24 protein-coding genes are annotated in these 26,991 nt (G+C 69.2%); 2 read left to right on the forward strand and 22 right to left on the reverse strand.

The genetic code is table 11. The features are described from left to right. Positions 1 to 24 precede the first annotated feature (24 nt). A complete protein-coding gene (locus AJAP_RS29765; protein WP_038517440.1) occupies positions 25 to 711 on the forward strand; it encodes a winged helix-turn-helix transcriptional regulator in 687 nt (228 codons plus the stop codon). 43 nt (positions 712 to 754) lie between these two features. Here the strand turns inward: AJAP_RS29765 and AJAP_RS29770 are convergent, their stop codons facing one another. Next, positions 755 to 1,375 carry an L-threonylcarbamoyladenylate synthase gene (locus AJAP_RS29770; protein WP_005154159.1) on the reverse strand — a complete coding sequence of 207 codons (621 nt, stop codon included), beginning with the start codon at positions 1,373 to 1,375 and terminating at the stop codon, positions 755 to 757. Positions 1,376 to 1,730: 355 nt separating this feature from the next. Between AJAP_RS29770 and AJAP_RS29775 the strand changes: the two genes are divergently transcribed. Then, positions 1,731 to 4,052 (forward strand): sensor histidine kinase, encoded by a 2,322-nt coding sequence (locus AJAP_RS29775; RefSeq protein WP_083649926.1) that lies wholly within the window; start codon positions 1,731 to 1,733, stop codon positions 4,050 to 4,052. Here the strand turns inward: AJAP_RS29775 and AJAP_RS29780 are convergent. From AJAP_RS29780 to AJAP_RS29870, 21 genes are all read right to left on the reverse strand, one after another. Continuing rightward, positions 4,049 to 4,657, reverse strand: coding sequence for a response regulator transcription factor (locus AJAP_RS29780; RefSeq protein WP_084098382.1), 609 nt, complete (start codon positions 4,655 to 4,657; stop codon positions 4,049 to 4,051). The two genes, AJAP_RS29775 and AJAP_RS29780, sit on opposite strands and share 4 nt — an antisense overlap. A gap of 232 nt (positions 4,658 to 4,889) precedes the next feature. After that, positions 4,890 to 5,081, reverse strand: coding sequence for a hypothetical protein (locus AJAP_RS29785; protein WP_038517444.1), 192 nt, complete (start codon positions 5,079 to 5,081; stop codon positions 4,890 to 4,892). Between the two features lie 259 nt (positions 5,082 to 5,340). Then, on the reverse strand, positions 5,341 to 5,895 hold the full coding sequence (locus AJAP_RS29790) for a carboxymuconolactone decarboxylase family protein (RefSeq protein WP_038517447.1): 555 nt from the start codon (positions 5,893 to 5,895) through the stop codon (positions 5,341 to 5,343). After that, a complete protein-coding gene (locus AJAP_RS29795; protein ID WP_038517449.1) occupies positions 5,867 to 6,343 on the reverse strand; it encodes a DUF6187 family protein in 477 nt (158 codons plus the stop codon). Before AJAP_RS29795 ends, AJAP_RS29790 begins: the two co-directional genes overlap by 29 nt. Beyond that, complete coding sequence (locus tag AJAP_RS29800) at positions 6,336 to 7,655, reverse strand: FAD-dependent oxidoreductase (RefSeq protein ID WP_038517452.1); 1,320 nt, start codon at positions 7,653 to 7,655, stop codon at positions 6,336 to 6,338. The genes AJAP_RS29795 and AJAP_RS29800 overlap by 8 nt, the downstream gene beginning before the upstream one ends. A gap of 8 nt (positions 7,656 to 7,663) precedes the next feature. Then, positions 7,664 to 8,149, reverse strand: coding sequence for a DUF6423 family protein (locus AJAP_RS29805; protein WP_038524120.1), 486 nt, complete (start codon positions 8,147 to 8,149; stop codon positions 7,664 to 7,666). A gap of 239 nt (positions 8,150 to 8,388) precedes the next feature. Then, on the reverse strand, positions 8,389 to 8,697 hold the full coding sequence (locus tag AJAP_RS29810) for a DUF6235 family protein (protein WP_038517455.1): 309 nt from the start codon (positions 8,695 to 8,697) through the stop codon (positions 8,389 to 8,391). Between the two features lie 106 nt (positions 8,698 to 8,803). Then, positions 8,804 to 8,953, reverse strand: coding sequence for a hypothetical protein (locus tag AJAP_RS44420; RefSeq protein ID WP_167551721.1), 150 nt, complete (start codon positions 8,951 to 8,953; stop codon positions 8,804 to 8,806). A gap of 371 nt (positions 8,954 to 9,324) precedes the next feature. Next, on the reverse strand, positions 9,325 to 9,501 hold the full coding sequence (locus tag AJAP_RS29815; RefSeq protein ID WP_321167106.1) for an acyl-CoA carboxylase epsilon subunit: 177 nt from the start codon (positions 9,499 to 9,501) through the stop codon (positions 9,325 to 9,327). Positions 9,502 to 9,528: 27 nt separating this feature from the next. Next, positions 9,529 to 11,070: an acyl-CoA carboxylase subunit beta gene (locus AJAP_RS29820; protein WP_407639409.1), complete on the reverse strand. Its 1,542-nt coding sequence runs from the start codon at positions 11,068 to 11,070 to the stop codon at positions 9,529 to 9,531. A 158-nt stretch (positions 11,071 to 11,228) separates the two neighbouring features. Further along, positions 11,229 to 11,396 (reverse strand): DUF6222 family protein, encoded by a 168-nt coding sequence (locus tag AJAP_RS44425; protein ID WP_167551722.1) that lies wholly within the window; start codon positions 11,394 to 11,396, stop codon positions 11,229 to 11,231. A 26-nt stretch (positions 11,397 to 11,422) separates the two neighbouring features. Further along, positions 11,423 to 11,995 (reverse strand): flavin reductase family protein, encoded by a 573-nt coding sequence (locus AJAP_RS29825; protein ID WP_038517462.1) that lies wholly within the window; start codon positions 11,993 to 11,995, stop codon positions 11,423 to 11,425. Between the two features lies 1 nt (position 11,996). Beyond that, on the reverse strand, positions 11,997 to 12,437 hold the full coding sequence (locus tag AJAP_RS29830; RefSeq protein ID WP_038517464.1) for an acyl-CoA thioesterase: 441 nt from the start codon (positions 12,435 to 12,437) through the stop codon (positions 11,997 to 11,999). Position 12,438: 1 nt separating this feature from the next. Further along, entirely contained in the window at positions 12,439 to 18,258 is a 5,820-nt protein-coding gene (locus tag AJAP_RS29835) for a type I polyketide synthase (RefSeq protein ID WP_038517467.1), read from the reverse strand. 267 nt (positions 18,259 to 18,525) lie between these two features. Beyond that, entirely contained in the window at positions 18,526 to 19,476 is a 951-nt protein-coding gene (locus tag AJAP_RS29840) for a carboxymuconolactone decarboxylase family protein (protein ID WP_038517470.1), read from the reverse strand. Positions 19,477 to 19,478: 2 nt separating this feature from the next. Further along, entirely contained in the window at positions 19,479 to 21,131 is a 1,653-nt protein-coding gene (locus AJAP_RS29845; protein ID WP_038517472.1) for a GMC family oxidoreductase N-terminal domain-containing protein, read from the reverse strand. Next, entirely contained in the window at positions 21,128 to 21,685 is a 558-nt protein-coding gene (locus AJAP_RS29850) for a DUF5987 family protein (protein WP_038517475.1), read from the reverse strand. The genes AJAP_RS29845 and AJAP_RS29850 overlap by 4 nt, the downstream gene beginning before the upstream one ends. 5 nt (positions 21,686 to 21,690) lie before the next feature. After that, positions 21,691 to 23,043 (reverse strand): cytochrome P450, encoded by a 1,353-nt coding sequence (locus AJAP_RS29855; RefSeq protein WP_038517477.1) that lies wholly within the window; start codon positions 23,041 to 23,043, stop codon positions 21,691 to 21,693. Further along, a complete protein-coding gene (locus tag AJAP_RS29860) occupies positions 23,040 to 24,035 on the reverse strand; it encodes an enediyne biosynthesis protein (RefSeq protein WP_174492051.1) in 996 nt (331 codons plus the stop codon). The genes AJAP_RS29855 and AJAP_RS29860 overlap by 4 nt, the downstream gene beginning before the upstream one ends. Beyond that, positions 24,032 to 25,996 (reverse strand): CRTAC1 family protein, encoded by a 1,965-nt coding sequence (locus AJAP_RS29865; protein WP_038517480.1) that lies wholly within the window; start codon positions 25,994 to 25,996, stop codon positions 24,032 to 24,034. The genes AJAP_RS29860 and AJAP_RS29865 overlap by 4 nt, the downstream gene beginning before the upstream one ends. Beyond that, the gene (locus AJAP_RS29870) at positions 25,993 to 26,949 is read right to left on the reverse strand and encodes a DUF1702 family protein (RefSeq protein WP_267284163.1); all 957 of its coding nucleotides are present in this window, start codon (positions 26,947 to 26,949) and stop codon (positions 25,993 to 25,995) included. The genes AJAP_RS29865 and AJAP_RS29870 overlap by 4 nt, the downstream gene beginning before the upstream one ends. Positions 26,950 to 26,991: the final 42 nt, after the last annotated feature.

The following is a 26,991-nucleotide window of genomic DNA, read 5'->3' on the forward strand; positions in this document are numbered from 1 at the left end:
ACCGAGAAAACTGAGGAGTCAAGCATGACCGCTCGCACCTACGGCCAGTTCTGCGGCCTCGCCCGCGCGCTCGAGATCATCGGGGAACGCTGGTCCCTGCTCGTGATCCGCGATCTCGTGCTCGGGCCGAAGCGGTTCGACGAACTGCAGCACGGCCTGCCGAAGATCCCGACGAGCATCCTGTCGACCCGGCTCAACGAACTCGAACGGCACGGGGTCGTCCAGCGCCGGGTGCTCTCGCAGCTCGACGCCGGGGTGGTCTACGAGCTGACCGACTACGGCAACGACCTCGACCAGATCCTGCTGCAGCTGGGCCTGTGGGGCGCCCGTTCGCTCACCGACCCGGCCGCCGACGACCTGTTCACCCTCGACGCGGCCATCCTGTCGCTGTACACGACGTTCCAGCCCGACGCGGCCCGCGGCATCGAATGCGCGTTCGAGCTGCACTACGGCGATCAGATCATCGTGCACGCGGTGATCGAGGACGGCGCCATCACGGCCGGGGAGGGCCCGCACCCGAACCCCGACGTCATCATCGAGCCGCGTGGCCCGGTCGTGCTGAAGCTGCTGAACGGCGAGATGGACGCCGCCAGCGCGCTCACCTGCGGCGCGGTGGCCATCAAGGGCGAACCGGCGATGCTGGAGCTGTTCACCAGGCTCTTCCACATCCCGTCGGCCCCGTCGAAGGCCGACGGGCTCGTCACCCACTGAAGAAGGCCCGGTGGCGGGGACCGGACACCGGTCCCCGCCACGGTCACTCGAAGCGCGAGGTGTCGCCGGCGCCCCGGCGCACGATCTCCGGCTCGCCCGACGAGAAGTCGATGACCGTGGTGGGTTCGACCCCGCAGTCGCCGGAGTCGATCACCGCGTCCACCACGTGCTCCAGATGCTCCTTGATGTCCCAGCCCTGGGTCATCGGCTCCTCCTGGTCGGGCAGCAGCAGCGTGCTCGACAGGAGCGGCTCGCCGAGTTCGCCGAGCAGGGCCTGGGTGACCACGTGGTCCGGGATGCGCACGCCGACCGTCTTCTTCTTGGCGTGCAGCAGACGGCGCGGAACCTCCTTGGTGGCCGGGAGGATGAACGTGTAACTGCCCGGTGTGGACGCCTTGACCGCGCGGAAGACCGCGTTGTCCACGTGCACGAACTGGCCCAGCTGGGCGAAGTCCTGGCACACCAGGGTGAAGTGGTGGCGGTCGTCGAGCTTGCGGATGCTCCGGATGCGGTCGATGCCCTGTTTGTTCCCGAGCTGACAGCCGAGGGCGAAACAGGAGTCCGTCGGGTACGCGATGAGCCCGTCCTCGCGCAGGATGTCGACGACCTGTCCGATCGCGCGTCGTTGCGGATTCTCCGGATGTACGTCGAAATACCTGGCCATGCGCAGAGCTTAGGGCCACGGGCGCCCCGCCGCCGCGAGCGCCCGCCCCGCGTGGCGCACCCCGGGCGGCGTACAAAATGGAACCCACGTCTTCCATCGTGGCGTGTTCCGCGATCGGCGGCGTGGTCCGAACGTCCCACACCCGCGCGGGTGACCGCGGGGATTTTCCCAGTACCGGGCCGGGAAAACGACTCCTTGATCATCCTCCTCCCGTCGTCGGAAACGGGAACCGGGGTAACGAAGATGGGTTAGGATCCGAATCACACCGCGATGGGGGTCGTGCGACGGCCTCGGCCGTCGCAAGGGGGCTGCACGACCAAGGATCAAGACTTCTTCTGTTACCACTGGGGTGCCTGTGCCGGAACAGCTCGCGGTGACCGCCGAACCTCTGGGTACCGCCGGGGTGGACCGGCGCCCGCGGCGGGCGCTGTTCCTCGCCGGGCTGATCATCACCGTCGTCTTCGTCAACTCCTGCCTGTTCGGTCTCCTCGGCGTCCTGCTCCAGCCCGGGGTGGACTTCTGGCAGGGCCTGCTGGCCGTGCTGTACGTCGGGCCCGTGCTGGCGATCCAGCTCTTCTTCTTCAGCCGTCCGGCGGTCCGGCTCGACACCAGGCTCGCGAAGGCCATGCTGGCGGTGCAGGCGTGCCTGGCGTTCCTGTCGACCCTGCACTTCGACGCGGCGCTGAGCTCACTGATCACCCTCGCGGCGGGTAGCGCGCCGCTGCTGTTCCGGCCGCGGACGGGCTGGACGGTGTGCATCGCGTTCCTGGCCGGCACGATCTGGATCCTGTGGGCCAACGACGAAAGCTGGCTCGGCGCGGTGTTCGACAGTGTCACCGCGGTCTTCTACGCCCTGGTCGTGTACCTGCTGACCTGGCTCGCGCGGCTGGTGACCGAACTGCACCAGGCCAGGACCGAGCTGGCGAGGCGGGCCGTGGCCGAACAGCGGCTGGCCTTCGCGAGGGACCTGCACGACCTGCTCGGCCTCAGCCTGTCCGCGATCGCGCTCAAGGGCGAACTGGTGCACCGCCTGCTGCGGAAGTCACTGGACCGGGCCCGTGAGGAGCTCGCCGAGATCACCGGCATCGCCCAGCGGACGCTGTCGGACGTGCGGTCGGTGGCCAGGGGTTACCGGGAGCTGTCGCTCGACAAGGAATCGCGGACCGCGGTGTCGCTGCTCTCGGCGTCGAACGTCGCGGTGCGGGTCGACCTCCAGCAGGTCGACCTCCCGGTCAAGCTGCGCACCCTGCTGGCGAAGGTGCTCCGCGAAGGGGTCACGAACGTGCTCCGCTACACCGGCGTCGAGCACTGCGAGATCACCGTGCGCGAGAACGGCGGCCGGGTCGCGCTGGAGATCGTCCACGACGGAACGGCGCACGAGGACGTCCCCGAGGAGACGGCCGAGAGCCTGCGCGAGGTGACCGCGGAGGTCGCCGGGCACGGCGGGAAGCTGAGCGCGGGTCCCGACGCGGCGGGCCGGTGGCGGCTGCACGCCGAACTCCCGGTGCCCGAACAGGCCGAGCCCACCGAGACGGCGCTGGCCGAGGGGTCCGGGCGCTGGTCCCGGATCGACGCCAGGAACGTCCAGTGGACGATGACGGTGGTCTTCATCGTCTTCAGCCTCTCCGCGATGGCCCGTGCGGTCATGCTGACCGACGACGGCTGGTCGCTCGCGCTCATCGCCGGCTACCTCACCGCGCTGACCACGCTGCAGCTGTCCTATTTCGCCCGCCCGAACGTCCGGCTGCGCTCGCGGCAGAGCTACGCGCTGCTGTTCGTCCAGGCCTGCCTGATCTTCCTGCCGTTGATCCCGCTCGGGAGCGCGTGGGTGAGCCTGCCGAGCCTGTTCGCCGGCACCGCGCTGCTGGTGCTGCCGCCGCTGGCCGGATGGACGGCGTTCGCGGTGACCGCCGCCGGTGTGCTGATGATCCGGATCAGCTACGGCACCGACTTCCTCGGCGGCTTCTACACCTTCGCGTCCATCCTGAACACCGGGCTGATGGTGTTCGGTCTCATCTGGCTGATCCGGCTGGTGACCGAACTGGGCGAGACCAGGAAACGCCTCGCCGAGGTTGCGGTCGCGGAGGAGCGGCTGCGGTTCGCCCGCGATCTGCACGACCTGCTGGGGATGAGCCTGTCGGCGATCGCGCTGAAGAGCGAACTGACCAGCCGGATCATGGACATCGACACCGATCGCGCCTCCGACGAACTGCTGGAGATCCTCGGGCTGACACGGCAGGCGCTGAGCGACGTCCGGTCGGTGGCGAGCGGTTACCGCGAACTGTCGCTGGATCAGGAGTCGCGGTCGGCGCAGGCGGTTCTGGTGGCCGCCGACGTCCAGGTGCGGCTGGAGATCGAGCACGAGGACCTGCCGACGACGGTGCGGACCGTACTGGCCGTGGTGCTGCGCGAGGGCGTGACGAACGTGTTGCGGCACAGCAAGGTCGAACGCTGCGAGATCGCCGTGCGGCGGATCGGCGACGGCGTCGCGCTCGACATCGTCAACGACGGTGTGGTGAACGGACGGCCGCCGAAGCCGGAGCAGCCGGTACGGGTGGAGGCCCCGGGCAGCGGCATCACGAACATGTCCGATCGCGTCGCCGGGCTGGGCGGGGAACTGACCGCCGGGGTCGAGGCCGACGGGCGGTTCCGGTTGCGTGCCGTGGTGCCGGTTTAGATCCAGCCGGATTCCTTGGCGATGCGGATCGCGTCGACCCGGTTGCGCGCGTTGAGCTTCGACACGATCGTGGTCAGGTAGTTGCGCACGGTTCCGGTGGAGAGGAAGGCCTTCGCCGCGACCTCCAGGGTGTCCCGGCCTTCGGCGGTCAGCCGCAGGACGTCGATCTCCCGCGGCGTCAGCGGGCATTCCACGGTGTCCCAGGCGGCGAGGGCGAGGTCGCCGTCGACCATCCGCCGTCCGGCCGCCACCCCGCGTACGGCGTTGGCGAGTTTCTCCGCGGGGGCGTCCTTCAACAGGAAGCCGTTCACTTTGGCCGCCAAGGCCCGCCGGAGCGTGCCGGGTCGGCCGAGGCTGGTCAGGATCAGGGTCCTGACCTCCGGGAGCTGCTCGTGGAGTTCGGTGGCCGCGGTGAGGCCGTCCTTGCCGGGGAGGTCGATGTCGATGATCGCGACCTGGGTGCCGGAGATCCGCGCGGCGGGGAGGATTTCGTCACCCGACGCGACTTCGGACACCACTTCGATATCCGGTTCCAGCCGCAGCAGCGCCACGAGCGCCCCTCTGACGATGTGCATGTCTTCGGCCACGAGAACTCTGATCACCATGGCGCCGCCCCCTCACGCACACCCCCATGGCCCCAAACATAAACACGCCCGCACGGAACGCGTTCCACCGTTCGGGTGGTGAGTCGGCGCAGGCACCCTGGCGGAAGAGGTCACCCGTTGACGGGTTACTCGGCAGGTCGGCTACTTTCCGTCGTTCCGGCGGGACGTCCTCCGCACACGACACCGGCCGCCACTCGTCTTCGGGGTACGAGTGACGGCCGGAGAGGGCCACTCAGCTCGCTTCGGCCAGCGGCGGGGCGGTGCAGCAGGCGCCGGTGAAACAGTTGAACGCCTCGCCGCGGTGCTGATTGGTCCAATGGTCGAACCGGTCGATCACGAGCTCGACCTGGTTCCCGGCGGAGCCGGTGTCGATCCCCCGGACGGCGAAGAGCGAGCGGACGTTGTCGGTGGCCGTGTTCCTCATCGATGGCTCCCAGGCTGGTCGGTGGTGTTCCTTCGATGAGGAAATCGTGCAGCTCAGGGCGGGTACGCGGCCAGTGCCATGCATCATCGCGGGGATGTGCTTTTCGCCTATGCCGGAAGGTTCCCTCCGACTGCTCCGTTTCCGCGATCATGAGCACCGGACGGAGTAATGTGCACCGGTTTCGACGACGGAAAGTGGCAGGCCGAACGCAGCGCGAGACGGTGACCGCTCGTGGTCACCCCTCACCCGGATGGACCAGTCAGGGGGAATCCTCTTCGAGCAGCGTCGCGAGGCCGGCGTAGCCGCCTTCCTTCAGCCGCACACCCGAGACCTTCGCGTAGGCGGCGTCGGCGCGGATCCCGAGCCCTTCCACCATCCGGTTCATGAAGTTGAACAGGGCGCAGACGAGGACGGCGTCGTGCAGCGCGGCCTCGTCCCAGCCCGCCGCGTACACCGCTTCGGCGTCCGCGTCGGTCATCCGGGCGGGAGTACGCGTCAGCTTGCCCACGTAGGCCAGCACGGGCTTCATCCGGTCGTCCACGGGCGAGGAGTCGAGATCGGCCAGTGCGGCCGTCAGAAGTCCTTCCGGCACACCGAAAGCCTCCGCGGTGACGGTGTGGACCCCGTGGCAGTACCCGCAATCGTTGACACCGGAGACGTAGGCCGCGATCAGCTCCCGCTCCCCGGCGCCGAACGCCGACGGCGCCCGCATGAGAAGTTCGTGGAGGTCCAGCAGTTTCGCCGCGGGCGCGGGGAACTTCCGGAAGACCTGCAGCAGTGTGGCGTCAGTCGGCAAAGACCCGAGATAGGACATCCTGTGTATCGCTCCCGTTTTCCGGCGTCCGCCGGCGTGCGGCGAACTCCTCGACGTCGTCGCGACGCAGCCAGCAGGCCGCGAGGCACGCCACCGATGCCGGTCCCAGCCCGGTCACCGTGGCGGTGACCCGCGCGGTGGCGTGTTCCCATTCTCGGCGCAGGGAACCCGCCGCCGTCATCTCCGGACCTGCTTCGATCACCGGCCGGACCGCGCGCCAGCGAACGATCCCGGCCTCGACGAGCGCGTCGAGGCCGAGGTCGAGCGCCTCGTGCCGGGCCTGATCGACGGCGAGCGCGACCAGCGCGGGTTCGTCGGCGAGCCGGGCCAGCCCGACCCCGGCGAGCAGGCGTTCGGCGTCCAGGCCCAGCAGGATCACCCCCGACTCGGTCGAGGGCGCGTCGTCGATCGACGGCAGGGTGAAACGGGAGTCGTAGGGTTCAGACACGGGCGACGTCCTTCGTGGCCGTCCGCAGCGGGGTGTCCCGGCGCAGGTTACCGGCGACGGCCGCCGCGACCCGGGCGGTGGCGACCCGGTGGCCGTCGATGTTGCGGGCGGCCGGGCCCAGCGCCATCCCCGCGGCCGCGCCGACCGCGAAGACGCGGGGCGCGCCGGCGTACGCGAAAGTGCGTTCGTCCAGCCGCGGCCAGCCGCCGCGATCGAGTACGGCGTCGTCGGGCATCAGACCGTCACCGATCGACGGCGTGGTGCCGAGTGCCAGTACGGCGTGGTCCACGGCGATCCGCGAACCGTCTTCGAGGTGGAGCCCCACGCCCGGCGTCACTCTCGTGATGGCCTTGCCCCGATGCACGATCAGCCGCCCTTCGGCTTCGGCCGCCTCGAGCGTCGGCCGGAACTCGAACATGATCGACGCGCGCCGGAACCGGCCCATCAGTTCGAGCCGCTCGGACCAGCTCACCCCGTCGAAGCGGGCACGGCCTTCGGGACGGAAGAACGACGAGTTGACGTCGGCGCACTGATAGCGTTCGCCCGCTTCGCGCACCACCCAGTGCACCTCGCGCCCTTGGGCGAGCCCGTTGGAGATCAGGTGCGCGGCGGTGAGGCCGGCGCCGACGACGGCGAGGCGTTTCCCCGCACCGGGAACGGGTTCGTCCCAATAGGTCACGCCGCGCGGCGGATGGCCGCCGCCCCACCAGGTGTCCGGGGCGGACCGGCGTTCCTCGCCGAGGCAGAGCACGACGTGGCGCGCGGTGACGGAGAACCGGTCGGCGCGTACGGTGACCGCGTCCGAAGTCGGCAGCACCTCGCGGACCGAGCCGCGCCAGGTCCGTTCGGTGACGTGGTGGCTCGCGGCCAGATGACGGCAATAGGCCTCGAAGACGTCGACCGGGACGACCGAACGATGTCCGGCCTGCGCCATGCGGATCTCCCGGCGCTCCACCGGTGTCAGCACCGACCAGTGCAGCCGCGCGAAGTCCAGCAGCTCGCAGTCGCGGTAGCCCTCGACGCCGGGGTGGTGTTCGTACGGCGACCGCAGCACGCGTTGGCCGAGCAGGTCGACGCGGTCGAAGAACCGGCCGCAGGGTCGGCCGTCGCGGTCGACGACGACGAGGTCGCGGACGCCGTGGTGCCACAGGGCCGAAGCGACGGCGAGCCCGGCCGGACCCGCCCCGACGATGACGACGTCGGCGGAGGACGGCGGTTCGGGGGTGACCGCCGTGCGGACGCCGGGGACGACCGGCCACTCCCGCCCACGCGGCGATGCGAGCAGATGGGGCTCGGGGACGAAGGTGATCACCGGCGTGCTCAGCCGATCACGGTCACCGGGACGATCAGTTCGATCACGGGGCGCTGCTTCATCCCGTTGCCGATCAGGTCGTCCAGAGTCTGCTGTGACTGCTCGGCGGTGTCGGTGGCGATCGGGCTGTAGCGGGAGTAGGAATAGGTCGGCTTCCGCCCGCCGGCGTCCAGCGAGTACACCTTCAGCACGGCCTCGCCCGGCCGGACCTCGCCGTCGTAGAAGGTGAGGCGGCGCTGATCCGGCGTCATGAAGGATTTCGAGAACTGGCGGGAAAGCACGAGGGTGTCGGCGTCGTTGACGAAGGTCGAGTCCTCGTCGGTGACGACCTGCATCGCGACCCAGGTCTTGTCGGTCAGGTTGGTCTCGGACTTGATCACCTGCCAGCGGCCGGGTTCGGGAAGGTTGACGCTGACCGAGATGTCGTGCTCGGTGGTGTCGATCGCCCCGGAGATCATCAGCACCCTTCGGCGGACGTCGGCGACCCCGGCCATCTGGATGTCACGTGCGCGCACCCGTGTGGAAACATCCAATCCCGGGAATTCAGGAGATGACATCTTTCACGCCTCCAGATCTCGACGAGCACAATTCCAGACCGGCAGATTTCCCCATCCGCAAACACTCGCAGAATTTCACGCCGAACTGGACGATGTCAAGATGAGGAACGCATGATCCACTGGTACGAAAGGCCGCCGGTACCGCTGCGCGGACTGGGCCGTTCAGCGGTACCGGATCAAGAGCCGTCGAGGTCTTCGGCCCATGCCGCGGCGGGTGTCCCGTGCTCCAGCGCGCCGATGTAGACGATCTCGAACGAGGAATCGGTCCGCTTGAGCCCGATCCGAATGACGAGATCGTGTTTCACCAGAATGATGAACTGCTGCGGATCACGACGATCTCCGAAAATGTCGTAGATGAGAAAGGCGGATCCGTCGGCTACCGCGAAGAGCGCTTCGTAGATAACATTGCGATCGGCCTGCGGAGCATTGATCGCCCATTCTTCCAACACCTGCAAACCGGACGTGAGCTGGAGGCGCATAGCCATCCGGAGGCCTCCTCGTGGTCTGGCCGGGTTCGCGGGCGATCTTCACCATTCTCGCGCGCGCGATACCGGGTGGTCTTCTTTGTCCGTGCTGTCGTACGGGGGTGAGCTAGTTGTAACCGAGGACGATGTGCTCGGCCGGGAAATCGTTTTCGGCGGCCTTCCTCGGCTCCGGGACGAACGCCGTCGTGCCGGCCTCGACGGCCCCGCGCGGGTCGAGATCATCGGTCAGGACCCAAATTCGCACCTGTGCCGCCATGGGGTTCTCCTGACCTTCGATGAACGACTCACTTGACAACAAGGATGGACCCCTCCGATCGGGGGCCGGTCGTGACGCGATCGAGGACGCCGTCGCGCGCGATGAGCAAAGGAAAAGTCGCCGCTGACGGGGTGCCGGTAGTGCCCTTGTGGTACCCCGAAACCCAAGGAGCGCGCCATGACCGAACGTCTCGACCCGTATGAGCTCTACGCCGAAGACGAGCTCGACGTCGATTTGCTGGGCCTGTCGTGGCCCGACCCCGAGGTCCCAGGGCAGCGGGACCGGGAATGAGCGCGACGGCTCGCGTGAGGACGCGTCGCGAAAGCCACTTTCGGGACGTCAGGCGTCTCGAAAGTGGCTTTCGCGCGCGCTCAGCGCAGCGTCGACGTACGCCAGGTCGGCGCGGCGAGCGGCGACCAGGCCGGCCGGGCAGGCGTCACGGCCGGGGGCGCGGCCGAAGCCGCGGCGGTGAGGACGGCGACGAGCGCCGCCAGTTCGGCGTCCTCCGGGTTCCCCCGCAGGATCCGGAAGACGGGCGCAGTGTCCATTCCGGACGATGACATGGGCTCCCCCGTTCAGATGGGGTGGTTGCCGTGCTTGCGCTGAGGCGCGGCCTTTCGCTTGTCCTGCAGCATGTCCAGCGCTCTGGCGATGGCGGACCGGGTGTCCGCCGGGTCGATGATGTCGTCGACCAGGCCGCGTTCGGCCGAGTACTGCGGGTTCATGAACTCCTCCGTGTACTCGGCGACCAGGCGGGCGCGCAACGCGTCCGGATCGGGTGCGACGGCGAGATCCTTGCGGAACAACACGTTCACCGCGCCCTCGGCGCCCATCACGGCGATCTGGTTGGTCGGCCACGCCAGGGAGAGGTCGGTCCCGATGGACCGCGAGTCCATCACGATGTACGCGCCGCCGTAGGCCTTGCGCAGGATCACCTGGACACGCGGCACGGTCGCCTCGCAGTAGGCGTGCAGCAGCTGCGCCCCGTGCCGGATGATCCCGGAATGCTCCTGCTCGACGCCCGGCAGGAAGCCGGGGACGTCCACGAGCGTCACCAGCGGGATGCTGAACGCGTCGCAGAACCGCACGAACCGCGCCGCCTTCTGCGATGCCGGCCCGTCGAGCACGCCGGCGAACACCACCGGCTGGTTGCCGACCAGGCCGACCACTCGCCCGTCTATCCGCGCGAGCGCGCACAGCACGTTCCGCGCCCACGACTCATGCAGCTCGAAGAACTCGCCGTCGTCGGCCAGTTCCGAGAACACGTCACGCATGTCGTAGGGCCTGTTCGGCTCCACCGGGACGAGTTCGGCGAATCGCGGCCGCCGGTCCTTGCCCGCGTCCCGCGACGGCTCACGGGGCGCGGGCTCCAGGTAGTTCGACGGCAGCAGCGACACCAGGTACCGGACGTCGGCGAGGCAGCTCTCCTCGTCGTCGTGCACCACGGTCGCCACGCCGGACGACGTGCCGTGCACGTCCGCGCCGCCCAGTTCGTCGTGACTGACCCGTTCCCCGGTCACGGTCTCGACGACATCCGGCCCGGTCAAGTACATGCGGGCGGTGTCGCGCACCATGAAGACGAAATCCGCGAGCGCGGGCGAATAGGCCGCCCCGCCCGCGCACGGTCCCAGCACCACGCTGATCTGCGGGATGACACCGGACGCCTCGACCTGGCGGCGGAAGATGCCGCCGTAGCCGTCGAGCGCCATGACGCCTTCCTGGATCCGCGCTCCCCCGCTGTCGTTGAGCCCGATCAGCGGCGAGCCGGTGGCGATCGCCAGATCCATCACCTTCTGGATCTTCGCCGCGTGCGCTTCGCCGAGCGAACCGCCGAAGACGGTGAAGTCCTGGGCGTAGACGAACACGCGCCGTCCGTCGATGGTGCCCGAGCCCGCGATGACGCCGTCGGTGTACGGCCGGTTCTCCGCCAGCCCGAGCCCGCTCGCCTGATGCCGCCGGTACAGCTCGACCTCGGTGAAGGAATCGGGGTCCAGCAACAGATCCAGCCGTTCGCGCGCGGTGTGCTTGCCGAGCGAGTGCTGCCGGCGGACGCCGTCGAGCCGTCCGTCGACGATATGCTCGCGCAATTCGTCGCGCTGGGTGCGCAGCAACGGCATCGTCGGTTCCGGTGGGTGCACCGGTTCGGCGCCGCGGGCGAGCGGGATCACCTGCCCGTCGGTCGGACCCGGGCCCCGAGGGCGCCGCAGCCGGTCTTCCGGCAGCGGCACCACCTCGGAGTCCTCCGCGCGCTGAGCGCCCGGATCGCCCTGCAGGGTCACGCCGCCTCCCTCAAGCGGGCCTCCCGGTCGAGCTCGTCGAGTTCGATTTCGCGCACGATGTCGCGCCAGCACACCCCCCGCCCGAGCCGGGGCATCGTGGTCACCACGGGCGGCCGTTCGGCGATGGGCGCCGGGGCGGGGGTGGTGGATTCGTTGACGGTCATGACATTTCCTCTCCCTTGGTGACCACTCAGGCCGATGCCCGTATCCGGCCGTCGACCTGGTGGTAGCCGCCGCTGTAGAAGACGAGCGAGTCCTGCGCGGTGCCGCGGCTGGAGGCGACCACCCTGCCGAGGAAGATCGAGTGGTCACCGCCCTCGTAGACCTCCGCCAGCTCGCATTCCAGCCACGCCAGCGCGCCGTCGAGCAGCGGGGCGCCGGTCTGCGGGCCTGCCGTCCAGTCCACCGTGTCGAACTGCGCGAGCCCGGCCGGGCGCCGCCAGTCCGCGAAGTACTTCGCCAGTTCCTTCTGGTCCGACGCCAGCACCGTGACCGCGTACGAGCCCGCCGTCACGATCGCCTCGTGCATCCGCGCCGCGCGGGAAACGCAGCACAGCACCATCGGCGGCTCCAGCGAGACGGAGGTGACGGCGTTGGCCGTCATCCCGTGTGCCCGTTCGCCGCCGGCGGTCAGCACGGTGACGCCGGTGGCGAACTGGCCCATCACCTCCCGCAGGCCCGCCTGCGCGGACAACCGGCGCCGGGCGACGGGCGTCGGCAGCCGTTTCAGCACCGGCCGCGACGGTTCCTCCAGCGTGCCCACGTCATTCCCCCTTGCCGTCGACCGCGTACGGGGCCAGCGCCTCACGCAGCTGTTCGGGCACGCGGCTGGGCACCGTGGCCGTGTTGGGGCCGCGCATGCACGCGATCCGCTGCCGTCCGCGGGCCACCAGCCGCTCGCCTTCCCCGGTGAGGTGGACGTAGTCGAAGGTGAACTGGATCTGGGTCTGGGTCAGCTCTTCCAGCCGCAGCCGGATGGACAGCTCGTCGAACGCGGTGATCTCCGCGTAGAACTCGCAGTCCACCTTGAGCGTGAACAGCTTGAGGTCGTGGCGGACCTCTTCGAGCACCGCGGGCGCCTTCTCCTTCAGGAACATCTCGCGGCACCGGCCCTGCCAGCGCACGTAGTTCACGTAGTAGACGTTGCCCACCAGGTTGGTCTCTTCGAATCCGACCGTGTGGAGGATCTCGTAGTAGTCGGCCATGTCAGCTCTCCTCTCCCTGGAGCACCGCGAAGACGACGGGATCGGTCCGGTCGTTGACGGTCGTCACCCAGGTGGCGATGCGGGCGACACCGTGGGAAAGCACCGCCCAGCCGTCCGGATCGACCCGGTGCACGGTGAGCGCCTGTGTCATGTCGCCGGTCTTGCGCACGCATTCCAGCGCGCTCCAGACCCTGGTGTGCGCCACCGAAAGCGGCTCGCGGGCGTCCGCGGCCAGCAGCTCGCCCACCGCGAGCAGATCCTCGCCGAGCAGGCCTGCCCAGTCCTCCGGTGTCCGTTCGATCGCCGTTTCGACGTCGCACGCGATCCGGCCGCCGCCCGCGATCGCCAGGGTGAGGTCGGCGCTGTGCGACGCGCTCACCTCGACCCCGTCGGCCTCCGGTTTCCCGTCCGGGCGGTAGCGGATCTCCAGCGGCGCGTCGACGGCGCGGCCGGCGGCCAACGCCGTCTGCGCCCGCCGCTCCGGCGTGGTCTCCACCGAAACGCCCACCGGATCCGGCTCGACGACGATCGCGCGGGACGAGCCGAGCAGCCGTTCGACGGAACGCTCCAAATAGGACCCGAGCATCGACGGGACCCAGGGTCCTTCACCATCGCGCTTACGCACCGCGCGCAGCTTCAGCCCCTCCCACCGCTCGACCAGCTTCCCGTCGGGGTTGCGGACGTCGAGGTCGTAGACGTAGCTGTCGCCGTCCTGCGACCGCTCGCGGGCGTCGAGGAGCACGTACTCCGGGTGCTGCTCGCCGGGTTCGGCGAGGTACAGCCGCTCGATCCCCTGCGGCAGCAGGGTCGCGTCCGGGACACAGCACTGGATCGCGTGCATCATCGCGTCGCGGGTGCCCGGGTCGGCCAGAAGCCGTTCCTGCGGGAGGAACGGGGCGAACCAGTCGACCTCGGCGCCGGTCGCGATCTCCGCGACCGCGTGCCGCGCGCTGGCCCGCCGGTATCCGGTGACCCGCTGGAATCGCTTGCCCTGGAACAGGACCGTGCCGTAGAGCTCGGTCGTCGGATCGACCGGGACCGGCGGCAGCGCGACGTCGCGGGCGACGGTGTCACCGAGCGGATCCGGCCGGGAGAAGCTCAGCCGGGCCCGGAAGTGGTCGGCGCTGAAGCCGGTCTCCCCGCTGCGCAGCACCACGTCCACCGTTTCGGCGTCCCTGGCCAGCGCGGCGAGCCGGATCGTGGTCGCCCCGCCCGGCGAGACGATGATCGGGCGCAGGAACTCGACGTCGGAGAACACCGGCGCCGGCAGGGTTTCCGCGCCCAGCGCGGCCTTGGCGACCTGGGTCATCGCCTCCATGCCGATCACCGCCGGGAACAGCAGCTGACCGTCGAGCAGGTGGTCGGCCAGATACGGGTCGCTGCCCGCGGACAGGTCGGCCTCGGTGATCAGCTCGACCCCCGGATAGTGCACGACGGCGCGGTCGACGAAGCGGGTCAGCGGCAGTTCGCGCTTCTCCACCGGCAGGGTCGCCAGCCCGGCGGTCCGGCCGCAGACGACCAGCACCGACGGGGCGGCCGGATCGCCGACGACCTGGCGGAGGATCTCGATGCCCTCCTCGGTCGGGATGGGGGTGATGCCGTCGCGCATCAAAGCGCTGACCACACCGAGCTTTTCACCCATCCCCGTCCCGGACCAGACCGACCATTCGAGCGCGATCGCCTTGGCCCGCGGGTGTTCCCGGCCGAAGCGCACGGTCAGTTCGGTCATCCAGTCGTTGGCCGTCGCGTAGTGCGCCTCACCACGCAGACCGGCCCGGCCGATGATGCTGCCGAAGGTCACCAGCAGCTTGATCTTGTCCTGGTCGACGGCGTCGAGGACGGCGTTGAGACCGCCGATCTTCGGGGCCAGCGTCTTGCGGAAGCTCTCCTCGGTCAAGGAGAACAGCGCGGCGGGCTCGTTGCGGCCCGCGCCGTGCAGCACCGCGGTGACAGGACCGAATTCGGCCTGCACCCGGCCGATCGCGTCGGCGACCTGCCTTCCGTCGGTGACGTCGGCACGCTCGTAGCGGTAGGTGATACCCGCCGCCGCCATCCGGCCGAGGTTCTCCGACAGTTCGGCGTCGTCGGCCGGATCACTCCGGCCGAGCAGCGCCAGTTTCGCGCCGGAATCCTTGGCCAGCGCCAACGCGCTCTCGGCGGTGATGCCCTTACCGCCGCCCGTGACGAGCAGGACGTCGCCGGAGCCGAGCGGGGTGCCTTCGGCCTCGGCCGGGGTGAGCGCCGCGAGCTTCGGCACCGTGCGGACTCCGGCGGTGTCGTAGCGGACTTCGCTGAAGTCGGTCGTCGCCGCCACCTCGGTGACCACAGTGGACACCGCGGCGTGGAGGGCTTCGGGGTCGACGGGGTCGAGATCGGCGAGGTCGACGATCGTGGTGCGGGCCGAGGGGTCCTCCAGCCGGAGCGTCTTCGCCAGACCGGAGGCGCCGAGACCGTGCTGCACCACGACGAAGCGCGTGCCGTTGGGCGCGGCCAGCACCGCGCGGCCCGCGTCCAGGAACAGGCCGACGTCGCCGGAACCACTGTCCGCGTTCAGGCAGAGGAGGACACCGTCGCCGACGCCCGCCGTGGCCAGCGCCGCGCGCAGCGGCTCCGCCAGCGGATGACCGGCCGGGGCGAACGCCGTCCATTCGGCGGTGGAGATGCCCGTCGCGAGATCGGGCGACGGCTTCGGCGCGACGACGTACTCCACCGCGAACGGCCGGACCCACGGTCCGACGCCGGCGACCTCGGCCTGGTTGCTGTCGGCGGGTTTGGCGGTCTGCGCGAGTTCGTCGATCATCTCGGCGAGTTCGCCGAGGCAGACGGTCGCGAAGTTCGGCATGCCCTCCAGCGCCGGACGGCCGAGCGCCCTGGTCACGTCGTTGACCAGCTGGCCGACCGTGATCGAGGAAAGGTGCAGGTCGTCGAGGGGATGTGTGTCGGCGGTGACCGCTTCGAGCGGCAGCTCGACCCGCTCGGACGCGAGCTTGCGCAGCAGATCGAGAGTGCTGCTGCCGCTGCTTTCCGATGCCGTTCCGGCGGCCGCCTCGCCCGCCTCGGCGACCCGGTCGCGGGTCAGGACGGCGCCGATCGACGGCGCGGCCTCACACGGGCTGGCGAGGAACGAGAACTCGCCGTCCGAGGGCAGGGCCCGCACGACGCGGCCGTCGAACAGCGCGGACGTCTCCAGCGGCGCGCCGAACGCGAACGCGGCACCGGCGACCTTCAGCACCGGAGCGAGCGTCAGGCTGTCGGTGTCGATCGAAAGCGCCGGGGTGCCGGGCGCGATCGTGTCCAGCAGTCCGGTGAGCACCCGGCCGGGGCCGACCTCGATCACCAGGTCGCTGCGCTCGGCGACCTTCGCGGCCGCCTCACGGAAGCGGACCGGCAGGACCACCTGGTCGCGCAGCAGATCGCGCAGGTCTTCGGCGGCGTGCAGGACGTCACCGGTCACCGTGGAGACGACCGGCCGGTCGAGCCGGGCGAAGTCGAACGCGGCGAGTTCCTCGGTCATCGCCTCGGCGGCCGGGACGACCGCGGGCGAGTGGAAGGCGTGCGAGACGTTGATGCGGGCGGCGTTGACCCCTTCCGCGCGAGCACGGGCGACCACACGGTCGATCGCCTCCGCGGGTCCGGAAAGGACGGTCTGCTCGGGCGCGTTGTAGCCCGCGATGACGACCTCTTCGCCCTCGGCGAGCCTCTCGGCGACGCTCGGCGTGTCCGCGATCGCGGCCATGGCGCCGTCTCCGTCGCTGGCGGTCGCCATCACCCTGCCGCGGATCTTGGCCAGCTTGAGCACTTCGCGTTCGGTGAGCGCGCCACCCCAGTGCAGGGCGGTGAGCTCGCCGAGGCTGTGGCCCGCGACCGTGCCCGCCTCGATGCCGAGGCTCTTCAGCACCCGCAGCCCGGCCAGCGAACCGGTGACGATGCGCGGCTGCGCGACGTCGGTGGCGACCTGGTCGGCGCCGGTGGACAGCTTCGCGGCGCGGTAGATGTCGTCGACGTGCGCGAAGCGTTTGCGCACCGCGCCGACCCTGCCCTGCCCGGAACCCTGGCCGGGGAACAGGAAACCGATCTTCGGGGACTGGGAACGGGAACCGGCGAAGATGCCTTCGTTGGCGGAGAAGACTTCCGGCTCCCCTTCACCGAGGAGGTCGAGGAGTTTGGCCAGTTTGCGCTCGGCGTCGTCCGGGCCGGCCGCGACGATCGCCGCACGGACCGGTTTCCCGGACAGTTCCGCCGAAAGCGTGCCCGCGAGGTCCGCGAGCTCGGCGAACGACAGCTTCGGCACGATCTCCAGCAGACCGGTCACCCGGCCGCGCAGCGACGCGGCGTCGTCGGCGTCGAGGAGCAGCAGTTCGCTGTCCTGCCGTCCGGCGACGAGCGACCTGGTCCGCTCGTCGAGTTCCTTGCGCCGGGCCGCGCCAGGCGCTTCGGTGACGGTGACGTGCGAGTTGATGCCGCCGAACCCCATCGCGGAGACACCGGCGCGGACCGGCTGGTCCGAGGGCCACAGCCCGGCCTCGGCGGGCACGTACATCCGCGCGGAGTCGCCGACCAGCGACTCGTGCGGTTCGTAGTGGCCGGTCGCGGGCGGGATGACCTGGTGGTAGACCGCCAAGGTCGCCTTGATCAGCCCGGCGACCCCGGCCGCGGCCTTGGTGTGGCCGATGTTGGCCTTGATCGTGCTCAGCGCGGCCCGCTCGGCGAGCGGGTCGGCGTCGCGGCGGGCGGTGGAGAGCGCCTCGATCTCGGTGGCGTCGCCCAGTGCGGTCCCGGTGCCGTGGCCCTCGAAGTAGGAAACGGTCTCGACGCCGTAACCAGCCTTGTCGTACGCCCGCTTGAGCGCGAGTCGATGACCCGAGGCCTCGGGGCGGGTGATTCCGCCCTTGCCGTCGGACGAGACACCCCAGCCGCCGATGTTGGCGTAGATCCGTTTGCCCTGCGCGATCGCGTCCTCCTCGCGCATCAGCACGAGCATTCCGGAACCCTCGCCGGGCCAGAACCCGTTGGAATCGGCGTCGTAGACCTTCATCTCGCGTTTGGCGAGCGCGCCGGTCTTGGCGAAACCGATCACCTCGAACGGGTCGATCGACAAGTCGACACCGCCCGCGATGGCGACGTCGAGGTCGCCTTCCGAAAGCGCGTTCGCCGCCGTGACCACGGAAAGCAGCGACGACGAACAGGCACCGTCCACAGTGAACCCGCCGCCGCCGAAGTCGAAGAAGTTGCAGACCCGGCCGGCGATCGTGTTCGCCAGCCCGCCCGCGAGCGTGTCCTCGTCGATCTCCGGGAAGGGGGCCTTGTACTGCGCCTCGAGATCGTGGAGGAACTCGGCGGTGTCGCCGTCGGCCCAGCCGCGCTCGGCCAGTGCCGCCGCGACCGTGCGGCGCACGTACGGCCAGCGCAGCCGCATGATGTTGGCGCGCGAGAACTCGCCGGTGAGGCTGTTGCCGATGACCACGCCGGTGGCGGGCCTCGGCAGCCCGTCGCCCTCGGGGAAGCCCGCGTCCGCCAGCGCCTGCGCGGCGACGTCGAGGGCCAGCCAATGCGTGGTGTCGGTCGAGCGGAACGTGCTGCCCGCGACCTTGTACTTGATCCGGTCGAACTCGTAGTCGCGGAGGACCGCGGCCTTGTTGGCGTAGAAACGGTCCGGCGCCTTCGGGTCGGGCGAGTAGTAGTCCTCGCGGTTCATCCGCTCGTCGGGCAGGCTCCGGAACGCCCGGCGGCCGGCGAGGACGTTCTCCCACAGCTCTTCCGGGGAACCGGCGTCCGGGTATCGGAGACCGATACCGACAATCGAAATCCGCTCAACGCTCATGCCACCGCACTCCCCTAGCTCTCAACCACTCAAGTTCACGGAATCCGGTCCCAGCGCCGGCTCTGTCCCCAGATACGCGGCCGCCGTCCGTTCGCGCAGTCCGGTCAAGCATGAACCGGAGGCGGACTCGGAGTCTTCTCTCATGTTGTTGAACGGAATCGGTCATCTGGCCGACTGACCCGGACCTACGACGACGCGAAAGCCACTTTCGCAACGTTGAACGTTGCGAAAGTGGCTTTCGCGTCACAAGACCGGCAGTACGCCGCACTAGCCACGAAGCGGGGCGACCGAAACGGCACGGGCCGCGGCCGTGAAACTCGCCCACCCCACCAACTCGACCAGCTCCCGATCCCCCAGCCCCGCGGCCGCCACCAAAGCGTCGTCCACCTGATAAGGCGCCTTCGCGACCACCAAGGCCAAGCGCACCGCGGGATCGTCGAAGGCGTCCACCCAGGACCGGCTCAACCCGGGCGGCGCACCGTCCCAAGTGGACAGCTCCCGTTCCACGACATCCCGCACGGACGAAGGCACCGGCAACGCGGCGAACACCGACGAAGCACGCGAGAACGCGTCCTCGACCACAGGATTGCCCGCGGCCCACGCGAAATCCCGGGAGCCCACCGGCAAGAGCTCCAGCGAGTCTCCCGGCGAAGCCCCTGTCACCGGTCGAAGAAATCGCCCCAAGACGGCCTTCGCCTTCGCGCGCGCCGAATCCGGCACGGTCGGCGGCAGCGGTGACGGCCCGAGGAAAACGCTCACCACCCGGTTCAGGTAGTGGAACGCGAACGCGACCGCGGTCAGCTCCGCGCGGGCCCCCGCCGAAAGAGTCCCCGCGAGAGGATCCGCCACGGGACGGCCCTCGACGATCGCCGCGGCCTCCGCGGAGCGCCCGAGCGAGTCCAGCGCCATCCCGTGGACCTCGACGCAGTACGGACACGAGTTCCCTCGCGACACCAGTGTCGCGACGATCTCCCGGTCCGCCCGGCTCGTCTCCCCCGCCGCCACCAGGGATTCCCGCAGCATCACCCAGGTCGCCGCGAGCACCGCCGGTGACGGCGAATGCACCGCGACCGGCGGGGCCAGCATACCGAAGTCGCGTTCCAGCCGGACGTAGACGTCACGCACGAGCCCGGTCGCCCGGCCGAAGGGAACCGGCCGGACGTACCGGGCGTCACGCACCGCGCGCCGCAGCGCGAGCCTCACCAGCACGGGTGCCATGCTCAGCTCCCGGCCACCAGCGACAGCTTGCCGACCGCCCGCCGCCCGGTGATGGAGCCGTCCGGAGCGGGGGCGCCATAGGTGACGTCGACACCGCGTGCCTGCAACGCCCGCACGATCCCCGGCACCGAACGCTCGGCCAGTGCCGCGATCGTCATCGCCGGGTTCACCGTCAGCGCGCCCGGCACGGAGGCGCTGTCGGTCACGAAGATCCCGGGGTGGTCGCGGAGTTCGTGGTTCGGGTGCAGCGCCGAGGTCGCCGGGTCGTCACCGATCCGGCACGAAGCCAGCGGGTGCACGGTGTACGCGCCGACGACGTCGTTGGTCCACGGCGCCACCTTCGCCAGGCCGTCCTTCTCGAGGATCTCCTTGCACTCCGCGTCGGCCAGCGCCCAGCCGTGCCGGGTGTTCGGCGTCGGGTCGTACTTCAGCGGGCCGCGGCCGAGCATCTGCTGCGAGATGCGGTAGGCGTTGCCGGTGGGCGGCGGCGCGCCGAAGACGCCCTCGTTGTCGTCCTCGGTCATCAGGAAGATGGTCAGCCAGGAGGCCCACTTCTTGAGGATCTCCTTCTTCTGCACGCCGAACCAGCGTGGTTCGTCACCGTCCGGCACCTGGGCGAGGATCGTGCCAAGCCCGGGCGGGAAGTACAGCTGCTCCAGCGAATACCGCTCGTACTCCGGCAGCGAACCGTCGAGCTTGTCCCAGTTCGCGACGGTCGGGCCCTTGCCGATGTGGTTGGCCTCGTAGACCTTCCCATCCTCACGGGACAGTCCGAGCACCTCGCGGACGCGCTCCTCGTTGATGATCGCGGTGTTGAGCCGCTCCCCGTTACCCGAGAAATACCGGCCGACGGCGTGCGGCATGGTGCCCAGCGCCGCCTCCGAACGCTGCAGGATCACCGGCGTCGCGCCGGCGCCCGCTGCGATGATGACGACCTTCGCGTCGATCGTCCCGCTGCCGGACTGGAGCCGGTAGTCCTCGTCGTCCACGATGGTGAAATGCACGCGATAGTCGCCGTCGTCGATCCGCTCGATCCGCTGCACCTCGTGCAGCGGCCGAATCTTCGCGCCGTGGGCGAGCGCCGCGGGCAGGTAGTTGGTCAGCAGCGAGCGTTTCGCGTCGAACCGGCAGCCCGCCATCATGAAGTTGCAGTTCACACACCGGTCGTTGTCCACCGCGACCGGCGCGGGGTTGGCGGTGCGGCCGGAGTGGTTGCAGAACGCGGCCCACAGCCCGCCCGCGTACGAGACGTCGTTCCAGTCCTGTGTGGACACCGGGAGCGACTCCGAAACCCTGTCGTACCAAGGCTCCAGCGAGTCGCGCGTCAGCGCCGACGGCCACATGCGACGGCCGATGCTGCCATGGCGCTCGAACACGAACTTCGGCGCGCGGGGCATCGCGGCGAAGTACACCACGCTGCCGCCGCCGACACAGTTCCCGCCGAGCACGCTCATCCCGTCGCCGACGACGAAATCGAAAGCCCGGGTGTAGGACGAGCCGAGCAGATAGTCGTGCTCGAACTCCTTCGTCTCCAGCCACGGCCCGCGTTCCAGCACGGTGACCTTCGCTCCGCCCGCGGCCAGGTGGTAGGCGGGGATGGAGCCACCGAACCCGCTGCCGACGATGACGACGTCGGTCTTGTCGTAGGCGGTCATGCGGGACTCCCGGAAGGCGTGGTGTCGGGGTGGACTCGGGCCAGCTCGCGGCGGTAGGAGAACTTCGGGAACCGCCACAGACCGTCTTCGTCCGGCGCGGTGTACCCCATCGCCAGCAGACCGGGGTGGCCCTCGGCGATGGCTTCGGCGGTGTGCTTGTGCGCCGCGCTGTCGAAGGACATGTTGCAGAACAAGGCGAGACTGACCCAGCCGTCCTTCTCCGGATGTCCCGGCGCGGTCAGCGACCGCACGAGTGCCGTCCTGTCCGCGAAGGACAGTGCGACGAACGGCGGAAGCGACTCGTCCAGCGTGACGGCGTTCTCCTTGGCGTAGACCTTCGCGTGCTCGTTGAGGGACTGCGCCAGATACGGCAGCCCGACGGTCACCCCGGTCGCCTCGGTGTGCAGCAGTTCGAGCGCGCCCGCCACGACCGCGCCCGGCCCCGGCGAAGCGCCGGCGATGGCGTGGTCATCGGGAAAACGCTTCTCCCCCGGCACGATCGTGTCCGCGTAGGCCTCCAAAGTGGACACCTCGACCTGTTCGTCCGAATCCACGGAACCTACCTCCTGTTCCTGGTGTGCACGGTCATCGGCAGCCCGCCGCGCACCCGGAGCGACAGCATCGCCTCGGGAACCACGTCGTAGCCCGGGAGCTTTCTGAGTTCGAGATCGCGCAGGACCATCGTCAGCACGAAAACGGCCTCCATCACGCCGAGGCTGTTGCCGATGCAGAACCGCGGCCCGGCGCCGAACGGGATGTAGGCGTAGCGGGGCCGCCCGCTCGGCCGGTCCGGATCGAACCGGTCCGGGTCGAACTTCTCCGGCTCCGGCCAGAACGCCGGATGCCGGTGCAGGGTGAAGGGCACGACGACGACGTCGGATCCGGCGGGGATGTGATAGCCGCCGATCTCGTCGTCGGCCTGCGCCACCCGCGGCAGCAGCCACACCGGCGGGTACAGGCGCATGACCTCTTCGACGACCCTCGCCGTGTACGGCAACCGGTGCAGGTCCTCGTGCGTCGGCGATTGGTCGCCCAGCACCGCGTCGGCCTCGGCACGCAGTTTCGCCGCGATCTCCGGATGCTCGTCGAGCAGATGGAACGCCCAGCCCAGCGTGCTCGCCGTCGTCTCGTGCCCGGCCAGCAGCAGCGTGATCAGCTCGTCCCGCATCTGCTCGCGGGTCCCGTCGGTGGCGATGAGGCGTGAAAGCACGTCCTCGCCGTTCTCGACCGGGTTGGCCAGCCGCTGCTCGACGAGCTCTTCGGCGATGCGGCGGAGGTCGGCCCGCGATTCCCGGAACCGCAGCTGTTTCTTCAGCGGCGCCCATTGCGGGACCATGCTCAGTGTCACCGCTTCGAACATCGCCTGGTCCTGCACGGCCTCGAACGAGTGCCCCAGCGAGGTGAACCCGCCGAGATCCGCGTCGAGCAAGGTCTTGCCGAGCACCCCGAGGGTCAGCCCGGTCATCTCGTGCAGGATCTCCACCGGTCCTTCGGTGTCCCGCAAGCGTTTCACGAGTCCTTCGACCTCGTTAGCGACGACCGAGGCCTGCCGCGCGATCCGCTTGGGCTGGAACACCGGCTGGATGGTCCGGCGCTGCTTCTTCCAGACGTCGCCGTCGCTGGTGAGCAACCCGTCGCCGAGCGCCCGCCTGGCCTCCTGGAGGCCGATTCCCTTGTGATAGTTGGCCGCGTTGTCCGCGAGCACGTGTTTCGCCAGGTCGGGGTGGTTCACCAGGTACATCGTCTTGGGACCGATCGCGATCCGGACGACGTCCCCGTGTGCCTCCGCCGAGTCCGACATGAGCGCCAGCCGGTCGGTGAAGAGCTTCTTCAGCAGACCGAAGGTCGCTCGGCGCGGCGGGCCGGGCGGCACGAGACGCGCCGCCCGGCTGCTTTCCGCACCGGGGGTCATGCCGCCACGGCCCCGGTTTCCGTCTCCGGCTTCTCGGCCGGCTTGGGCAGGGACGTGACCTCGGCCGCCTTCGCCTGCTCGGCCTCCCACTTCTCGGTGGCCTTCTTGGAGAAGTGCAGGCCCCAGAGGAACATCCCGCGGACGAGGCAGACCAGCGCGGTGGCGAGGAACAGGCCGTAGGACACGTGCACGACCATGAAGAACCCGTACGCCAGCGCCACACCCGAACCGAACAGGATCTGCGACGCGGGCTTGGACGGGGTCGTCCCCGGGTCGGTGACCATGTAGTTCGTGTAGAGCACGAACGCCACCCCGGTCATCATCCCGAGCGCGCCCGGGATCGCGGTGTCGAACACCAGACCACGGATGATCGCCTGCAGCGCGAAGGTGATCAGCCAGGCGCCGATGAGCCACATGCGCTGGGTCAGCAGCGCGTTGAGCACGGTGCCCGAGATCATGATGATGCCGACGATCAGCCAGCCGACCCACGAGTCGACCTGCTCGGTGAAGTGATACGGCGGCGCGATGCTCGCCCATGGGAACACCAGCAGGATGATCGTGATGCCGAAGTTCGACGGGTTCATGTAGTGGCGGAGCCTGCCGCGCACCGGGGCCTGCAGGACCCATTTGGCCCCGACGGCGACCACGACGCCGAACATCATGACCAGTACCTGGTCGTTGACGTAGGTGAGCATGTTCAGCGCGAGACCGGTGATATGCGCGGGGAAGAGGAATTCCACCAGTCCCTTGAAACCGTTGCCCCGGAAGCGGACGTCGCGTCCCTGGACGCGGGCCCCGATGATCTCCAGCAGGATTTCCGTGGTGTACGCCGTGGCCAGCGCGATGAACGGATAGGTGTAGGGCTGCTCGAAACCGAGCACGGTGTAGCCGATGATGTTGAAGATGGTGATCGAGATCGCGAACCGGCGAAGGGCCGTGATCGTCTTGTTGCTCTTCGGTGCCGTGAGTGTCTGCTCAGCCATGACGGTCATTTCTCCTTAGCCTGAGCGCCGAGCTGGAACGTGTGGTCGCCCGGGGTCAGCTGGACTTCCTGCGTGCGGATCTGCCCGGTCAGGTCCCGCCACTGCAGGTGGACCTTCACCGGCCCGGTCACCTTGCCCAGCCCGATCTGGATCTCGTGGCTGCGCTTGCCGGAGTGGCCGCTGCCGCCGTCGACGCGGTCCATGTACTTCTTGCCGTCGGGGGTGACGACGGTGACCTGCGCGCCGATCGCCGCGGTCCCCGCCGCCTTGAGCGGGCTGTCCGCCGAAGCCTTGTCGTGCACCAGCTTCAGGTTCAGGTACGACCCGGTGTCGGGGCTGACGTTGTGGTAGAAGATCGGCTGCTCCCACTGGCGGGCCACGGCGAAGTCGAGCTTGCCGTCGCCGTCGGCGTCACCGGTGGCGATACCGCGGGTGGGCACCGGGACCGCGAGACCGAGGCGCGGGGCCAGGTCGGTGTAGCGGCCGTCGGAGCTCTTGGCCCAGAAGTGCAGGGTGTGATCGCCACCGACGTCGTCACCGGCGACCATGTTCGGCCAGAAGTACGGGTGCTTCAGCAGTTCGTCGTTCGACGTCGCCAGCTCCTGCAGCTGCGGCCAGCGGTTGACGTCGCCCTTGACGAAGCCGGTCGCCTGGGTGATCACCGATTCGCCGCTGTTGTTGTAGTCGGCGATCTTGACGTCCCAGCCCCAGCCGGACCAGGCGGTGCCCGCCTGTGCGCTGCGGTCCACCCACGGCGCCTCGCCGCCCTGCAGACGGCCACGCAGATCCGCGGTGTCCTTGGCGGTGTTCATGAACTGGAAGTGGCTTTCCTCGATACCCCAGGACGTCGTGATGTTGCTGACGTACAGGTCGTAGAGACCGTCATGGTCGAGGTCGGCGAAGTCGACGCCCATGCCCTTGAAGGAGTCGTTGCCGATCACCTTGGACTTCGGCTCGTTGGGCCCGCGAATGCCCTTCACCTCGGCGAATTCGACGTGACCGGGGCGGGACTTGTTGTACAGCAGGCGGTCGTGGCCGAAGTCGTTGCCGATGTAGAGCTCGGGCAGGTTGTCCCCGTCGACGTCGGTGGCGCTGGCCGCCAGCGACCAGCCACCCTGGGAGTCGGCCGGGATCGCCTTGTCGTCGCAGACGAACGTGGCCGTCGGCTTGGCGCCCTGGGTGGCGCCGGTGAACCGGAAGATGTACTTGCCGCCGGCGTTGTCGGCGTGCGACATCGACTTGTTCATCTCGACCCCGCCGGAGACGCGGTCGTCCAGCACCGCGCTGTCGGGGAAGTAGTTGCCGATGAAGATGTCCTGGTGGCCGTCGCCGTCGAAGTCACCGACCGAAGCGGCGTTCGTGTTCCACAGTGGACCGGAGTACTCGCCGTTCTTGGAGTTGTTGCCCGGCACCAGTTCCACCGGCTCGTAGGCCTTCGGCTCCAGCTTCGTGGCACCCGGCTTCGCGAGGAACAGGATCGGCGTGCGGCCCCAGTAGTAGGCCAGCAGGTCGACCCGGCCGTCCTCGTTGTAGTCCGCGGGAACGCAGCCCATGGGCGCGATGTACTTGCCCATCGGCAGCGGCGCCGCGTCGAGCGCGAACGGCGCGTACCGGTCCCCGCCCTTGCCCGGCGTCGGGGTGATCACCAGCTGGTCGCTGCGCGGGTCCACGAAGCAAAGGTCGTTCGCGAGCTTGTCGCCGTCGAGGTCGTTGACCGCGATCGCCGCGCCGACCGAGGAGATCCAGGCGCGGATGTGCTCGTACTCCTTGTTCACCGTCCGGATCGACTGGCTCTTCGCCGCCTCCGGCAAGGCGATCGTCAACGGCTCGAACGCGTACTTCGAAGCCATGGTGTCGGCCTCGGCGGTCGAGACGGTGGGCAGCTGCGCCACCACGAACAGTCCCGCCATCAGCACCAGCGCCACGATGCCCGCAAGCTGCTTGCGGAGCCAGCCCAAGGTCGCGGTCATTTCCCTGCACCTCCAGAGTTGAGAACCTCAGCGGCGATGCGCTGTCGCCAGGTTTCGAATGCCGGGAGTTCGCCGTCGACCACGGTCGCCGGGCGCACCTCCTGGGTGATGGCCGCGGCCCGCTCGGCCGGCAGCCCGCAGATCGCCTGAGTGGCGACCTCGGTCTCGGGGATCAGCAGCCCGGCGCGGACGCGGGCTTCGGCGGCGAAAGCGCTGCCCTGGGCGAGGTTCCCGCGGTGCTCGCCGGCGAATTCGGCCAGTTTCAGCAGTTCGTCACCGGTGACACCGCACGCGTAGGTCGAGGCGAGCCCGATACCGGCGTAGAGGTCTCCGTGCCGATGCTCGGGGAATCGCGCGACCGTGTCGGCGACCAGATCGACGTCGGTACCGCAGATGAACCACAGCGCCCGCCCGATGCCCTGGTCGATCGCCCGCAGCGCGTAGCCGCCGTTTCCGGGCGGCCACGAGAAGTCCGGGTCCTGGAACTGCCCGTCGACGTACTTCGCCGTCTTGAAGTAGGCCTGGTGGAAGCCGTAGCCGTCGAGCACCAGCCAGCGCAGCAACGGGTCGAAGTCCTCGGCGGACGGCCAGCGGAAGCGCGGCAGGCGCGCCATCGCCCAGCCGACGCCGACGTAGATGATGTAGTCGTGCTTCTCGCCGGGGCCGTCGAGGAATTCCTCGATGTGACGGCGGCCGCCGCCCGGCAGCCCGTCCAGCATTCCGTACCCCATTCCCGCGCCCTCGTAGGCGAAGCCACGGTATTTCACCGGAATGCGTTCGAGCCATTCTTCCGCCTGATCAACGGACCGTGCTTCGACCGCGTGCGCGTAGCCGAGCAGGAACTTCTCACCGACGGTCTCCAGCAATTCCTGAGCGGCCGGGCTCTTCTTGTGGAAACCGCGCTTGTCCAGTGACGTCTCGGAGACGTCCGGCGTGATCATGCGACGTCTGATCGTGCGCCAACCATTGCCCAACGCACTCTCCCCCTAACGGGT

The organism is Amycolatopsis japonica (assembly GCF_000732925.1).
In the GTDB taxonomy this organism is placed as follows: Bacteria; Actinomycetota; Actinomycetes; order Mycobacteriales; family Pseudonocardiaceae; genus Amycolatopsis; species Amycolatopsis japonica.